We start from the raw sequence: 16,028 nt of genomic DNA on the forward strand, positions 1-16,028 counted from the left end.
CATGAATATTGATGAATTGAAATCCCATGCGCTGGCTGCTCGCCGGGATATTGTCACCATGATTTATGAATCAGGCATTGGCCATCCTGGCGGTGCATTGTCCATCATCGACATTCTGACCTGGATTTACGATCAAGAGGTGGACTTCTCCTGCGCCCCTCGCGCTCGCGTGGTCATGAGCAAAGGTCATGCGGTTGCTGCTCAGTACGCCATGCTGCATCAAAAAGGCAAAATTGAGCGCAGCGAATTTAATACTTTTCGACAAATTAACTCACGTTTACAGGGGCACCCTAGCATCAAATCTCTGCCCGAAGTCGATGCAACAACCGGCCTGCTGGGCCAGGGATTATCCATTGCCTTTGGTATGGCGGCGGCCAAAAAACAGCGGGGGGAATCACAGCGCGTTTTCGCCATCATTGGCGATGGCGAAATGCACGAAGGGCAAATCTGGGAGACGCTACAACAGGCAGGCCATATGAAGATGGATAACCTGGTGGCGATTATCGACTACAACGGTTTTTCCTCCCACGACCCCGTTAATCAGGTGGTGAATCTGGAACCTCTGGCCGACAAAGTGCGTCTTTTCGGCTGGCACGTACTCGAACTCCATAACGGTAACGATATGCATCAGGTTGCCGACACGCTGATGCTTTCACGCCATCTGAAAGGAAAACCTGTCGCCATTATTGCGCATACCACCAAAGGCAGTGGCGTTAGCTATATGGAAAATAACGGTGACTGGCATTCAAAAACCCCAACCACCGAACAATATCAGCAGGCTATGGAGGAGTTGCAGTGATGAAAGCCCCACGTGATGAAATTGGTAACGCACTCATTGCCCTGAAAAAAAAGGGCTATCCCATTGTCGCCATTGATAGTGATTTAGCCAGCTCCACCCGCACTGACCAGTTCCAGGCCATCTATCCAGACGCTTTCTTTGAAATGGGTATTGCGGAAGGATCGGCAATGAGTTTTGCCACTGGCCAGGCGCTGGAAGGAAATATTCCGTTCTACGTTAACTTTGCGATGTTTGTGACAGGCACCGCCTGGACTCAACTGCGCCAGGCGTGCTACGCCAAAGCTAACATTAAATTAGTTGGTAGCCACCCAGGAATGGATGATGGACCTGACGGCGCATCGCATCATGCGCTGGAAGATCTGGCCCTGACGCGCGTACTGCCGGGGCTCACAATTCTAACGCCTGCCGACGCTGAAGAAGTTGAGGCCGCATTTGAACAGGCAGTAAACATTCCCGGTCCGGTCTATATTCGCGTAGCCCGAGAACCGATGCCCGTGCGCGATAAATCTGCCGTTCCGCGAGTGACCGATATCGCCGCCGTGGAGGACTCAGGCAATGACTTCGCCATTCTCTATGAAGGGACCGTTCTGGAGCAGGCAAGCGCAGGTTATGTGCAGCTGTGCGCCCAGGGAAAACGTGGCAAGCTGATTCACGTCGCCATGCTAAAACCGTTTAACCGCCAGCGCTTTCTGCAACTGATTGCCAACTGCCCGCAGATCGCAACGATTGAAAATCACACGATCACCGGTGGGCTTGGCGGACAGGTTGCTGAAGTATTGGCGGAGGAAGGATTAACCACGAGATTAATCCGACTGGGGACACAAGATACGTTTACGGAATCAGGCAATAGCCGCCAGTTGAAAGAGAAATACGGTATTTCGGCGACCGCACTCTTTGAAGCCCTGAGATAGTTCGGGTTGGCAGACCGCAATGCGGTCTGCTGCTCTGAAATAAGGAGAACACAATGACATCTGCGCTATTTTCTGCCTGTCAGTTTCGTGAACAATGCCACTCCTGGCAGGAGGCCGTGACGCTGGCTTGCCAGCCTCTGGAAGAACTGGGCGCGATTACGTCCGCCTACGCTCAGGCAATCATCCGTGAAACAGAACAACTGGGTCCGTGGTACATCTTAAGCCCTGAGTTTGCCCTACCGCACGCTCGTCCGGAAGAAGGAGTGATAAGCAGTGAGACACATTTGTCGCTCTTGTGTCTGAAAGAGGCGGTGCCTTTTCCAGGGCATCCAGATGTGCGGTTAATTATTGTCCTGGCGGCTGCCAGCAGCACCCGACATATTGAAATGATTCAAAAACTGGTTTGCTGGCTGGATGAAGGGGAGCATTTACAACAGCTGACGAGTATGACCAGTCAGGCGCAGCTTCACTGCACGCTGAAAGCATGCGAATACCTCGCAACTTCCGGCATACCCGCAATGGGAAAATGAGTCACGGTATGCAAACATTTTGCCTGCATACCGTCTGGCGCGCTTTATACATGAGCCACCGGAGTCGGTGTATGTCTGGCGCTACGCAACAACATCAGCAGATAAATAAACGATACGCTGGCGATCATAATGAATAACAGATTATCGGAATAATTCTGCATCAGCATTGCGGTGAATGAAGGACCCAGCAGGCTGCCAACGGTATAGCTTAATAACAATGCCTGATTCATGGCGACCAGCTGATGATGTTCAACCTTTTCACAGGCCCAGGCCATCGCCACCGGATAGAGGGTAAAACCTGCCGCACCCAACATAAACAACGCCGGCGCCATCGCCGCCTGATTCAGCATGGCAATACTTCCGACGATAACCACGAAGACCTGGACGCGTAAAACCAGCAGGCGTCCCAGCTTGTCTGCCAGGCGGCCAATCGGCCATTGCCCCAGAATACCGGCGCTAACCAGAACCGCCATCCAGAAACCAATGCTGGCGTTGCTCACCCCTTGATGGTTGAGATACAGCGGCATCAGGCCATACAAAGACCCCAGCACAATCCCGGAAATAATACAGCCGTTAACGCCCAAACGCGCCTGCCGCAGCTTCAGCATGGAGGTAATAGGAGTAGACTGCTGTTCATAACCCTGCTGATTGGCAATGCGCGTAAAGAGCAATGGCAAAACGCCAGCCAGGATCGTACCCGTCACCCACGGCAGGACGTTCATCAATTCTGTTGATACTTTACTGACCAGTAGCTGGCCTAAAAACGTCCCCACGTAATAGATCATCATATAGGCGGCAAGCAAGCGTCCGCGATTACGCGAAGTCCCGCTGCACATCAGCGCACTTTCCACTACCACCCAAATCATGGCGCAGCCAACACCGGCGATAAAACGCCAGGTCATCCAGCTCCAGAATCCCACCATAACCCCCAGGCCGATACAGCCCGCGGCAAAAATAAGCGAGGCAATGTAATAGCTGCGATTAAAACCAAGGTGTTTTATTAAATACCCGGTCAGCAACGTCCCTACCAGATTGCCGGTAAAGTAGGAAGAACTCACCACACCTACCTGCCAGGTGGGCAAATTTTCATGGGCGAGCCAAAGCGGGACGAGCGTGTTTAACACGGCGATCGCCAGGGTCAGCAGAAGCAGCCCGCACAGCAACAGCATGACGGGACGGGTATAGATGGACATGAATAAAAACCGTGAGGAAGTTCAAATTTCATGCGCATCATGCCACTGCCAAAAACATTGTCAATCGGCGCAATCAAAGGGCTGAGGCGCTTTCCTGACGATCGATTTGCATTACTGATTCTTAATGTGAATAGATAAAAAACACAAAAACACATCTGCTTGTTTTTATTGATCTAAAACAAAAATCTCGCGTTGCGTTCAGTCGAAAAATTTCATGGACTCCCCTTACTTTTATTTCTTACTAAACTCTATGCGGGATGCAGATCTGCATTGTCTTCAAAATAGAACAGTGAGTTCTTATTTAGGTATCTAATCCATATATCGTTCTTTCTGTAGACTTAAACTCATCAAATTTCCCCCACTGATGCAGAACAGGAGAAATATCATGACTAAACCTTACGTAAGACTTGATAAAGATAATGCGGCAGTACTGCTGGTCGACCATCAGGCTGGCCTGCTCTCTCTGGTTCGGGATATCGATCCCGATAAATTTAAAAACAACGTGCTTGCCCTCGGCGACTTAGCAAAATACTTCAAACTCCCAACCATTCTGACAACCAGTTTCGAGACAGGACCAAACGGGCCACTGGTACCGGAACTGAAAGCTCAATTTCCCGATGCGCCTTATATTGCTCGCCCCGGAAACATTAACGCGTGGGATAACGAAGATTTCGTGAAAGCAGTGAAAGCGACCGGTAAAAAACAGCTGATTATTGCCGGTGTCGTGACGGAAGTTTGCGTTGCTTTCCCTGCGCTCTCGGCTATTGAAGAAGGTTTTGATGTCTTTGTCGTAACCGATGCGTCGGGTACGTTTAATGAAATTACTCGCCATTCAGCATGGGATCGGATGTCCCAGGCCGGTGCTCAACTGATGACATGGTTTGGTGTCGCATGTGAGTTGCATCGCGACTGGCGCAACGATATCGAAGGTCTGGCAACGCTGTTCTCTAATCACATTCCTGATTATCGCAATCTGATAACCAGCTACGACACGTTAACTAAACAGAAGTAAAAAACCGGGGCTATGCCCCGGTTTGTCATTTAGCTGGCAACCGCCATACCGACGGTCATATGCAGACCGTAGAACACGCCACGACCAATCAACTCGCCGACTAACAGCAGAATAAACGCGACGGAAAGCAGCGGAACTGCAGGCTGGTAGCCTTTCACTTGCGGTACAATCCAGCAGCACAACGCTAATGCCAGAGCGACAATCCGCCACGCCATCAGCGAGCCGTAATCCGGAACCAGCGCAGACGCCTGTTGAATGGAACTGTGGATCGTCGCCAGTTCAGCCCCCTGCATTACAGACATGATGGCGCTCACGACCAGAGCAAGCACTGAAATAGCCGGCAACAGGCGCATCGCCCAACCGTCCACGCCAGCAATTCTCAGCAACAGATATCCCAGCAGCGGACCGCCCATAAACATCGTCAGGAAGAAGCCCAGCGGCGTCCAGATGCTGTACCAGGTCGGTACGGTATCGATGGTGTTATACACGCGCACCATCATCCAGACAAAAACCACGCCCAGTACCATGGTGACAACTAACCACAGATTGCGTAATACGGGCGACATTTTTTTTAACGTTGCCAGCAGCCAGCCGATGCCGCCAACGGCAAAGAAGATTGAGCCGCTGGCAATTTCATTACTCAACGCAGAAGACCCTACACGATTGAGTGAGTTAAAGGCGCGCATCGGTGAGCCCAGGTGGAGCATAGAAGCAATAAAGCCAATGCCCATTAATACCCACAGCCCGAACATGCAGGCAATCACGCGCTGCTGCGATTCAGGGCGTAAGTCCCCTTTCATCAACGCCAGCGCCAGAACGATAAAGCCACCAACTACACACTGTCCGAAGACAGTGAAGATCATCAGCGGCCATTCATGCCATCCACTTCCCATCTTACACCTCCTTCGGATTGGCCAGATAACCTGTAGTATCCCCTGTCGGGCGGCTATTGGCGTTAGGTTTGATGACAATACTTGGTTTGGTAAAGTGCGCGCCCGGCAGTGGCGCTACCGCAGCCAAAGTACCGTGTTTTTTGCGCAGCTCTTCAATCGGACCAAAATCCAGCGCACGCAGTGGGCAGGACTCCACGCAGATAGGTTTTTTGCCTTCAGCGACGCGCTCATGGCAGCCATCACATTTAGTCATATGCCCTTTTTCAGCATTGTACTGTGGCGCGCCGTAAGGACAGGCCATGTGGCAATACCGGCAGCCAATGCAAACATCTTCGTCGACAACGACAAAACCATCTTCACGTTTGTGCATCGCGCCGCTCGGACAAACCTTGGTACAGGCCGGATCTTCACAGTGGTTACACGCAATGGAGAGGTAATAAGCAAAGACGTTCTGATGCCAGACACCGTTGTCCTCCTGCCAGTCGCCGCCTGCGTATTCATAAATGCGGCGGAAGCTGACTTCCGGGGTTAAATTTTTGAAATCTTTGCAGGCCAGTTCGCAGGTTTTGCAACCGGTGCAACGGCTGGAATCAATAAAAAATCCATACTGGGTTGTCATCGGTTACTCCTTACGCCTTTTCAACCTGAACAAGGTTCGTGTGTGACGGATTCCCCTTTGCGAGAGGAGACGGACGCTGGGTCGTCAGGACGTTAATGCAACCGCCCTGATCCACGCGTTTTGCATCCGGGTCATACCAGGCCCCTTCGCCCAATGCCACCACGCCAGGCATCATACGTGGCGTCACTTTCGCCTCGATATGCACTTCACCACGATCGTTAAAGATACGTACCTTGTCGCCGTTGTTAATACCGCGTCGCTGCGCATCCATCGGGTTGATCCACATTTCCTGGCGGCAGGATGCTTTCAGGACATCGACGTTGCCATAGGTCGAGTGAACGCGAGACTTATAGTGGAAGCCGGTCAGCTGCAAAGGGAATTTCTCCACCAGCGGATCGTTTAAGCTTTCAAAGCCTGGGGTATAAATCGGTAGCGGATCGATTACATCACCTTCCGGCAGTTCCCAGGTTGCCGCGATCTCGGCAAGCTGCTGCGAATAAATTTCGATCTTACCTGACGGCGTGGTCAGAGGATTGGCTTTAGGATCCTCACGGAATGCCTTGTACGCCACATGATGTCCTTGCGGATCGCGCTGTTTAAAGATCCCTTGCTGACGGAATTCTTCAAATGTAGGCAGTTCAGGAATCGCTTTGCGCGACTGCTCATACAGATGGCGCATCCACTCTTCCTGAGTACGACCTTCTGTAAACTGCTGCTCAACGCCAAGGCGCTTCGCCAGCTCGCTGGTCATCTGGTAGATAGTCTTGCATTCGAAGCGTGGTTTGATCGCCTGATCGGTGAAAATCACATAGGACATGTTCCCGCATGAGGCATCCAGCGCAAAATCCATCTGTTCGGAGGCAGTGCAGTCCGGCAGCAAAATGTCTGCGTATTTCGCCGAGGAAGTCATATGACAGTCGATGACGACGATCATCTCGCACTTCTTCTCGTCCTGGAGGATTTCATGCGTGCGGTTAATATCAGAGTGTTGGTTAATCAGACAGTTACCGGCATAGTTCCAGATCATCTTAATAGGAACATCGAGCTTGTCTTTGCCGCGTACGCCGTCACGCAGGGCCGTCATCTCCGGGCCTCGCTCAATCGCGTCCGTCCACATGAACATCGAGATGCTGGTTTCAACAGGGTTTTCCAGCGTTGGCATACGCTCAAACGGCAAACTGTATGAGCCCTCACGCGCCCCGCTGTTGCCGCCGTTGATCCCAACGTTACCGGTCAGGATAGCGAGCATAGAAATGGCGCGGGTCGCTATTTCACCGTTAGCATGACGCTGCGGTCCCCACCCCTGGCTGATGTATGCCGGTTTAGCGCTACCTATTTCACGCGCCAGTTTGACGATACGTTCAGCGGGAATACCGGTAATCTGCGCCGCCCACTCCGGGGTCTTGGCAATGCCGTCCTTACCCTGCCCAAGAATATACGCCTTATAGTGACCGTTCTTCGGTGCGTCGGCCGGTAAGGTTTTCTCGTCGTAACCCACGCAATATTTGTCGAGGAACGGTTGGTCAACCATGTTTTCGGTGATCAGGACATACGCCAGACCATTGACCAGCGCCGCATCAGTACCAGGACGGATCGGGATCCATTCATCTTCACGCCCCGCACCGGTATCCGTATAACGGGGATCGATAATGATCATGCGGGCATTGGATTTCTGTCGCGCCTGTTCAAGGTAATAGGTTACCCCACCCCCGCTCATACGGGTTTCACCAGGGTTATTACCGAACAGAACCACCAGCTTGCTGTTTTCAATGTCGGACGGGCTGTTACCGTCAGCCCAGCCGCCGTAGGTATAGTTCAACCCGGCAGCGATTTGCGCTGAAGAGTAGTCACCGTAGTGATTAAGATAGCCGCCGCAGCAGTTCATCAACCGTGCCACCAGCGTTTTACCCGGCGGCCACGAGCGCGTCATAGTGCCACCCAGCGTACCGGTACCGTAGTTCAGGTAGATAGACTCATTGCCGTAGTCTTTGATAAGACGCTGCATATTGCTGGCAATGATGTCGTAGGCTTCATCCCAACTGATGCGCTCAAATTTTCCTTCGCCACGCTTACCAACGCGTTTCATCGGGTATTTCAGACGATCGGGATTATAGACTCGGCGACGCATGGATCGACCACGCAGACAGGCGCGTACCTGGTGCAGACCGTCATAGTTGTCATCGCCGGTGTTGTCGGTTTCGACATACTTTATTTCACCGTCGACCACATGCATACGCAGCGGGCAGCGGCTGCCGCAGTTTACCGTACACGCGCTCCAGATCACTTTCTCATTAATCGGTGTCGGATTAAGGGCTTCTGCAGCATTTGCAATACGGGTAAATGGCAGGGTAAACGCGCTACTGGCCACCGCCAGTCCGCCTATCGCCGTCGTTTTCACCAAACCGCGGCGACTAACCTCAGCTGCCAGCACGGCATCGGGGATCTTAGTTTTCATAGTGGCTCACTCTGCTGCTCACAATAAACAAAATACAAATATTCGATGTATAGTTTTTTATATAACGTTAATATCGATATACAGGCTGGTAGAAACTGAATTTGCTAAAAGACAGAGAAAAATACTGACTTTCATTCGAAGTCAGTATTACCCCTATGGGAGTAGTCGTTATTGTCCGACGTCAAGCGGGCATAAAAAAAGCGCCCTGAGGCGCTTTTTTAGCAGAGAAAGGTAGCTTAACCGATGAATTCCAGGCCATTCATGTACGGACGTAATACTTCCGGAACCTGAATGCGGCCATCAGCCTGCTGATAGTTTTCCATTACCGCAACCAGCGTACGCCCAACCGCCAGACCGGAACCGTTCAGAGTATGCACTAAACGAGTCTTTTTGTCGGATTTGCTGCGGCAACGCGCCTGCATACGACGAGCCTGGAAATCCCACACGTTGGAGCAAGAGGAGATTTCGCGATAGGTGTTCTGCGCCGGGATCCACACTTCCAGATCGTAAGTTTTGCATGCGCCGAAGCCCATGTCGCCAGTGCACAGGATGATTTTGCGATACGGCAGCCCCAGTAGTTGCAGGACCTTCTCGGCATGGCCGGTCATCTCTTCCAGCGCGTCCATCGAATCTTCCGGGCGAACAATCTGCACCATCTCAACTTTATCGAACTGGTGCATACGGATCAGACCACGCGTGTCACGACCGTAAGAACCTGCTTCAGAACGGAAGCACGGCGTATGCGCAGTCATTTTGATCGGCAGCGCATCTTCATCGATGATCTCGTCGCGCACCAGGTTGGTCAGCGGAACTTCTGCCGTTGGGATCAGCGCATAGTTGCTGCTATCAGCTTCTTCATCCAGCGGACGGGTATGGAACAGATCGCCAGCGAATTTCGGCAGTTGGCCTGTACCGTACAGCGTGTCATGGTTAACCAGATACGGGACGTAGTTTTCGCTATAGCCATGCTGTTCAGTATGCAGATCCAGCATGAACTGAGACAGCGCACGGTGCATACGCGCAATCTGCCCTTTCATAACAACAAAACGAGAGCCGGTCAGCTTAACCGCCGCGGCGAAATCTAGACCCGTGTGCATTTCACCCAGGGTAACGTGATCGCGCACTTCGAAATCAAACTCACGCGGAGTACCCCAGCGGCTGACTTCGACGTTGTCATTTTCATCTTTACCCACCGGAACGTCGTCCGCTGGCAGGTTAGGAATAGTCAGCGCAATGTCGCGGATCTCGGCCTGTAAGGTATCAAGTTCAGCTTTCGCGGCATCCAGCTCTTCGCCCAGTTTGTTCACTTCCAGACGTAAAGACTCGATATCTTCCCCGCGCGCTTTTGCCTGGCCGATGGATTTCGATCGCGAGTTACGCTCTGCCTGCAGGTTTTCAGTTTGTACCTGCAGAACTTTACGACGCTCTTCAAGAGCGCGTAGCTTATCTACATCCAGCTTAAAGCCCCGGCTTGCCAGTTTTTCTGCGACTGCGTCTGGCTCATTACGCAGCAGATTGGGATCGAGCATGCTTATCCTGTGCTTATCGAATTAAAATAGGAGAAAGTGACCACAGCCTGCGGTCACAGGGATACAGAGACAACATTACCGCAACGATAACACTAACGGTAGCGTTTTATAGGGCTATTTTGATCCTGTCCGGCGAGCCAGGCGAGCTTTTCGCCAATCTTGCCTTCAAGACCTCTGTTTGTGGGGCGATAATAGCGCGTTTGTGCCATTTCCTGCGGGAAGTACTCTTCTCCGGCGGCATAGGCATTAGGCTCATCATGGGCATAACGATACTCCTGACCGTAGCCCATCTCTTTCATCAGCTTAGTCGGCGCATTGCGCAGGTGAACCGGCACGTCGTAATCCGGACGTTCGCGGGCATCAGACAGCGCGGCTTTGAAGGCGGTGTAAACCGCATTACTCTTCGGCGCACAGGCCAGATAAACAATCGCCTGAGCAATCGCGCGTTCGCCTTCCGCGGGTCCCACGCGGGTAAAACAGTCCCATGCGGAAATCGCCACCTGCATGGCGCGGGGATCGGCATTGCCGACATCTTCTGAGGCAATCGCCAGACAGCGACGGGCAACGTACAGCGGATCGCCACCAGCGGTAATAATTCGCGCATACCAATAAAGCGCCGCATCTGGGGCGCTTCCACGTACCGACTTGTGTAATGCGGAGATGAGATCGTAAAAACGATCGCCTTTATTATCGAAACGCGCACTACGTTCACCGGCAATTTCGGTGAGCAATTCTGGTTTCAATACGCGCTTGCCGGAATCATCAACTTCGGCCATATCGGCCATCATTTCCAGCGTATTCAGCGCCCGCCGCGCGTCACCATTAACCAGCTCGGCAATAGCCCGACGCGTTTCTGGCGGCAGAACAATATCCTGGCCGCCATAACCACGCGCTTTGTCTGACATCGCCTGGTCCAGCACCTGTTCAATGTCGTCGGAAGTTAACGATTTCAGTAGATAAACGCGTGCACGCGACAACAGCGCCGAGTTGAGCTCAAACGAGGGGTTTTCAGTGGTGGCGCCAATAAACGTAATGGTACCGTCTTCAATATGCGGTAAAAACGCATCCTGTTGGCTTTTATTAAAACGGTGAACTTCGTCCACGAACAGGATCGTGCGTCGACCCGCGTTACGGTTCTGACGCGCACGCTCAATCGCTTCACGAATTTCTTTAACGCCAGACGTAACTGCCGAAATTCGTTCGACATCGGCGTTGGCGTAACGGGCAATAACTTCGGCAAGCGTCGTTTTCCCGGTCCCCGGCGGTCCCCATAAAATCATGGAGTGCAGATGCCCGGCCTCGATAGCGCGCGGCAAGGGTTTGCCAGCAGCCAGCAGGTGCTGCTGGCCGATATACTGCGCTAAATTTTCTGGCCGCATACGCGCGGCCAGCGGCTGAAAAGTATTATCAGAAAAGTCGAGCGACAGATTGCTCACTCACACGCCTCTACTTACGTTGATCGTCAACCGTTACACCTTGCGGCGGGGTAAAGGTGAATTTAGAGGGTTCAATCGCACCATTCTGCTGAGATTTCAGCTGATAGCTGCTGCGCTGATCGTCTTGTTCAACGGCGCTGAACTGGTGGATCGTCCCGTCACGCCCAACATTGATAGTAAACTGCTTAAGGTTACCGCTGCTGGTTTTTGGCGTCAGCACGAAATCATCGCCATTTTGCTTAATATTGTACTGCTGCCAGTCGCTGGCCTGGTTACGCGCAATCAGCATGAACGGTGTGTTGCCCGTGGCATCTTTCAGCCATGTCGCAGTCGCCTGCTCAACAAACGGGTTAAAGAACCACAGCGTTTTACCATCGGAAACCAGGATGCTCTCGTCAGGCTGCGTCATATGCCAGTTAAACAGATTAGGACGTTTAACCCATAAGTCACCCTGACCTTCCTGCACCGCCGCACCGCTACCGTCCGTGACCTTCTGAGTAAAACTGGCATGGAAGCTACTGACTTTATCCAGGCGGCTTTTCAGGTCGCTGGCAGCATCTGCCCAGACGCTGCTCACCACAAAGCTCGACAATAATGCACAGGTGATTGCGATTCTTTTCATTGTTATTCCTCAAAATACGTCACTCCCAACGGGGAGATCCCTCTGCTATCCATTTCAGGCCAAAAATCAGCATGAGGAAAGTAGAAAATACTGAATTACTTAACTTTGCAATCATTCGAAGGGCGGTGGAGCCAGCACTTCACGATTACCATTATGCCCTTGCTCGCTGACAATTCCCTGCGCTTCCATCTGTTCGATGATACGCGCCGCTCGGTTGTAACCGATACGGAACTGACGCTGGACGCCGGAGATTGAGGCTTTGCGTTTCTGGGTGACAAAGTTTACCGCCTGATCGAACAGCGGATCCAACTCTTCGCCACCATCAAAGCCGCCACCGCCGCCTTCGCTTTCGCTGTCAGACGTTATGCCGTCAACGTATTGTGGACGACCGCGCGCTTTCCAGTCCTGAACCACAGCGTGAACTTCTTCATCACGTACAAAGGCGCCGTGTACACGCACAGGGATCGTTGAGTTTGGTGCGGAATAAAGCATGTCACCCATACCCAACAGCGATTCCGCTCCGCCCTGGTCAAGGATGGTACGCGAGTCAATTTTACTGGACACGGTAAAGGCGATACGCGTTGGGATGTTCGCTTTAATCAGACCAGTGATAACGTCAACCGACGGTCGCTGGGTCGCCAGCACCAGGTGGATCCCCGCCGCACGCGCTTTTTGCGCCAGACGAGCAATCAGTTCTTCCACCTTTTTACCCACGGTCATCATCAGGTCGGCGAATTCATCCACCAGCACAACAATATACGGCAGTTTTTCCAGCACCGGATGCTGAACATCCATACTGTCGCCCGGCTTCCAGTACGGGTCCGGAATCGGACGTCCCATACGGGCGGCTTCAGCAATTTTTTCGTTATAACCGGCAAGGTTACGCACGCCAAGCGCCGACATCAGCTTGTAGCGACGTTCCATTTCATTGACGCTCCAGCGCAGGGCGTTGGCAGCATCTTTCATGTCGGTCACAACTTCAGTCAGCAAATGCGGAATGCCTTCATAAACCGACAGTTCCAGCATTTTCGGGTCAATCATGATAAAGCGAACGTCTTCCGGCTGCGCCTTGTATAACATGCTGAGGATCATGGCGTTCACCCCAACCGACTTACCGGAACCGGTTGTCCCTGCCACCAGCAAGTGCGGCATTTTCGCCAGATCGGCAACCACGGGTTCGCCCGCAATATCTTTACCCAGTACCACGGTCAGCGGAGATGAGTTATCACGGAATTTGGCGTTATCCAACACTTCGCGCAGATAAACGGTTTGACGTTTTTTGTTGGGTAACTCCAGCCCGACATACGGTTTGCCCGGAATGACCTCGACCACGCGTACCGCTGCGGTCGACAATGAACGCGCCAGATCTCGCGACAGGTTGGAAATACGCGCCGCTTTAACTCCAGGCGCAAGATTAAGCTCAAAGCGGGTAATAACCGGACCAGGTGAGTAGTTCACCACATCGGCTTTAATGCGGAAGTCCGCCAGACGAGCCTCCACCAGACGAGCCATTTGCTCCAGAGCGAAAGTATCTATCGGCTCAACCTCACTCGGCGGCGGCGTGAGCAGATCCAACGATGGCAGCGGCGTACTTGGACGGTGCGCCGGACGACTGTCGCCATTACGCATCAGGAGCGGATGGATCAGGCTATCCTGCGGCGGCGCTGTAACAGGCTGCGCCGGTTGCTGGTAATGCTGTTGTGGTGCGACAGGCTGCGCTGGCTGCTGATAATGCTGCTGCGGTGCGACAGGCTGCGCTGGCTGCTGGTAATGCTGCTGCGGTGCGACAGGCTGCTGGTACTGCGGCGCAGGCTCCGGCATTACGCCTGGAGTAAATAGCGGCTCATGCGGACCATCATCCACCAGCGTTTTCATTGGCGAAAATTCAAAGTCATCAAGCGAGAACGGATTCGCTCCGGCAGGCTGTTCACCGGAATAGCGCTGCTGCTGGGAAGAGGCAAACTGGCGAGCCAGTTCTGCTTCTGCGGCTGAATCATCATCAGTCTGACTGGCATCATCCTGATACTCCTCGCCATAGCGGTGCTGCTGCGACTGGGCGAACTGACGCGCCAGCTCATCTTGCTGCATTGCGTCAATTTCTTCGTCACTGTACGCATCTGTATCAAGATGCTCTTCGCGCGCTTTCTCTTCAGCCATACGTTGTGACGGCAGTTTTATGCCATACGACGCCAGCTCCCGACGAGTAGGCACGCGCACACGATTCGGACGCGGTAACTGCGGACCAATCCCCTCTTTCACCTGTGGACGCGGCGCACCGCTACCCGCAAGACTAAAGACAGGTGCTGCGGCAGCCGCACCCGCCCCTAAAGCGGCGTTTTTCACCCCGGCGGCCAGCGGCGCAACGGCAGCAACTGATTCAACGGGCGGTATGGATGCTGCCGTCGGCATAGACGGCTTAACACGTTCAGGCTCCTGAGCAGGCTCTGGAATCGGCTGATACCAGGCGGCCAGTTGCTCGCGCTCACGTGCACGTTTCTCTTCAACTTCTTCAAAATAGTAGAGTGGCGGACGAGTCGGTTTAACCTCTTCAACCACCGGTTCTGGTTCCACTACAGGCGGTTGTTCAATCGCAGGCTGCTGGAACGCGGCGTTTTGTTGAAAGGTTGATTCCGGCTGATAAACAGGTTGCTGCACGGGATCCGGCTGATAAGCAGGTTCCGGCTGCCAGTTGTGCTCCGCGGTAAATCCCTGCGGCTGCGGACTTTCTTCCACAACCGGCTGCTGCCATGGTTCATACTGCTGCTGCACTGGTGGCTGTGCGTAGTGGGCTGGCTGAGGATAACCCTCAGGCGCTGGCGCAATCACCGCATCACCGGTTTGCGGGCCAGGCACGGCTTGCCAGGCTACGGCTGGGGCCGGTTGCTCCATAACGGTATTGGTCACTGGCGATGTTTGCAGCAGCGGATCAACCGGTGCGCTCCAGGCCTGAGCTGCCGTTGTCGCTGCCGCTGCGGCGGCAACTGGCTCTGTCACCGAATGACCATTCAGCAGTGGGTCAAGTTCGTCATATTCAGGCAGCGTCGCACGATTACCGGAGAACAGCACATCGTTAGGATCGGCAACCACGCCACGAGCGCTGTATTCAATTTCGTCTTCATCATCCATGCGTTTGCCGGAAAACAGCGCGGCATCAGTATGACGGCCAAGCGGGTTGGTAAATTTCTCCGCCAGACGCTTACGGCGCGCTAACGCACCGCGCAGAATACGCGCCCGACGCGATTCATGAGGTTTGCCATCAGCGGCGTCGAAAGACTCATCTTCATCTTCATATTCTTCGTCATCGACCCAGGTATCGTCGCGGCGGGTACGGTTGCTGGCAAACGTCAGGATATTGAGTAACCAGCCGCCCAGTTTTTCCGCAATGCTCACCCATGACCAGCCGGTAAACAGCGTTAATCCCGCAGCCCAAATGCACAATAGCGTCAGCGTACCGCCGCTACTGTGCAGTAATGGTTGCAACGTGGTGCTGAGCAGGCTGCCGATCACGCCGCCAGAGGCGAAATACCAGATGTCATCGGCATTGATTGCGGCAAGCCCGCAGGAGGTAAGGATCAGCGCCAGAACGCCAATAATACGCAGCGAAACGGCAAAATAATCGACGTATTCGTCGCTGGCCTGGTGTCGCCATGCAAACCAGCAGCCGCCGACAATGATGACGGGAATGGTGTAGGCCATGACGCCAAAAATAAAGAACAGTGTGTCTGCCAGCCATGCTCCGGGTATTCCCCCCAGATTATGGATAGGTTCGTGCCACGCGGTTTGCGACCAACTGGGATCCGAAGGGTTAAAGCTGAGTAAGGCAGCCATCAACCAGACGGCAAAAAGGGCAATAAGGATCAGTAGCGCTTCCAGGAGTCGGCGCCCGCTGCTTAACTTCGTCAATGTGACGTCTTTGTCTTCAGTGTATTCCTGGCTCAAAAACGGCTCTCCAGGTTTCAGGCTTTTCCTGCCCGATGCTAAAACGGACAACAGCACCGGGTTGCCCCGGCACTGTTGCTGTATGGATTA

At 53.2% G+C, this 16,028-nt stretch carries 12 protein-coding genes; 4 read left to right on the plus strand and 8 right to left on the minus strand.

Annotated features, from left to right (window positions below; genetic code table 11):
* The first annotated feature begins 1 nt into the window (after position 1).
* Genes HV311_RS16235 through HV311_RS16245 form a run of 3 tightly spaced genes read left to right on the plus strand, consistent with a single transcriptional unit; the run spans position 2 to position 2,240 of the window.
* A complete protein-coding gene (locus HV311_RS16235) occupies positions 2-799 on the plus strand; it encodes a transketolase (protein ID WP_016156111.1) in 798 nt (265 codons plus the stop codon).
* Positions 799-1,710, plus strand: a complete 912-nt coding sequence (locus HV311_RS16240; protein WP_181220602.1) for a transketolase family protein — start codon at positions 799-801, stop codon at positions 1,708-1,710. Before HV311_RS16235 ends, HV311_RS16240 begins: the two co-directional genes overlap by 1 nt.
* A 53-nt stretch (positions 1,711-1,763) precedes the next feature.
* Positions 1,764-2,240: a PTS sugar transporter subunit IIA gene (locus tag HV311_RS16245; protein WP_016152435.1), complete on the plus strand. Its 477-nt coding sequence runs from the start codon at positions 1,764-1,766 to the stop codon at positions 2,238-2,240.
* Between the two features lie 44 nt (positions 2,241-2,284).
* Here the strand turns inward: HV311_RS16245 and HV311_RS16250 are convergent, their stop codons facing one another.
* The gene (locus HV311_RS16250; RefSeq protein WP_191220177.1) at positions 2,285-3,433 is read right to left on the minus strand and encodes an MFS transporter; all 1,149 of its coding nucleotides are present in this window, start codon (positions 3,431-3,433) and stop codon (positions 2,285-2,287) included.
* A gap of 385 nt (positions 3,434-3,818) precedes the next feature.
* On the opposite strand from HV311_RS16250, the gene ycaC reads away from it, so the two are divergent.
* On the plus strand, positions 3,819-4,445 hold the full coding sequence (ycaC, locus tag HV311_RS16255; protein ID WP_191220178.1) for an isochorismate family cysteine hydrolase YcaC: 627 nt from the start codon (positions 3,819-3,821) through the stop codon (positions 4,443-4,445).
* Between the two features lie 29 nt (positions 4,446-4,474).
* Here the strand turns inward: ycaC and HV311_RS16260 are convergent, their stop codons facing one another.
* The 7 genes from HV311_RS16260 to ftsK all read right to left on the minus strand — a co-directional run bounded on the left by HV311_RS16260 (position 4,475) and on the right by ftsK (position 15,938).
* Complete coding sequence (locus HV311_RS16260; RefSeq protein ID WP_016152432.1) at positions 4,475-5,338, minus strand: dimethyl sulfoxide reductase anchor subunit family protein; 864 nt, start codon at positions 5,336-5,338, stop codon at positions 4,475-4,477.
* Between the two features lies 1 nt (position 5,339).
* On the minus strand, positions 5,340-5,957 hold the full coding sequence (locus HV311_RS16265; RefSeq protein WP_003035741.1) for a DMSO/selenate family reductase complex B subunit: 618 nt from the start codon (positions 5,955-5,957) through the stop codon (positions 5,340-5,342).
* 10 nt (positions 5,958-5,967) lie between these two features.
* Positions 5,968-8,412: a dimethylsulfoxide reductase subunit A gene (dmsA, locus tag HV311_RS16270; RefSeq protein WP_049269642.1), complete on the minus strand. Its 2,445-nt coding sequence runs from the start codon at positions 8,410-8,412 to the stop codon at positions 5,968-5,970.
* A 236-nt stretch (positions 8,413-8,648) separates the two neighbouring features.
* A complete protein-coding gene (gene serS, locus HV311_RS16275; protein ID WP_003831902.1) occupies positions 8,649-9,941 on the minus strand; it encodes a serine--tRNA ligase in 1,293 nt (430 codons plus the stop codon).
* Between the two features lie 92 nt (positions 9,942-10,033).
* Positions 10,034-11,377 (minus strand): replication-associated recombination protein RarA, encoded by a 1,344-nt coding sequence (gene rarA, locus HV311_RS16280; RefSeq protein WP_016152429.1) that lies wholly within the window; start codon positions 11,375-11,377, stop codon positions 10,034-10,036.
* A gap of 10 nt (positions 11,378-11,387) precedes the next feature.
* Complete coding sequence (gene lolA / locus HV311_RS16285) at positions 11,388-11,999, minus strand: outer membrane lipoprotein chaperone LolA (protein ID WP_003831898.1); 612 nt, start codon at positions 11,997-11,999, stop codon at positions 11,388-11,390.
* 111 nt (positions 12,000-12,110) lie between these two features.
* On the minus strand, positions 12,111-15,938 hold the full coding sequence (ftsK, locus tag HV311_RS16290; protein WP_191220179.1) for a DNA translocase FtsK: 3,828 nt from the start codon (positions 15,936-15,938) through the stop codon (positions 12,111-12,113).
* Positions 15,939-16,028 lie beyond the last annotated feature (90 nt).

This window comes from Citrobacter sp. RHBSTW-00881, assembly GCF_013728515.1.
GTDB classification, from domain to species: domain Bacteria; phylum Pseudomonadota; class Gammaproteobacteria; order Enterobacterales; family Enterobacteriaceae; genus Citrobacter; species Citrobacter braakii.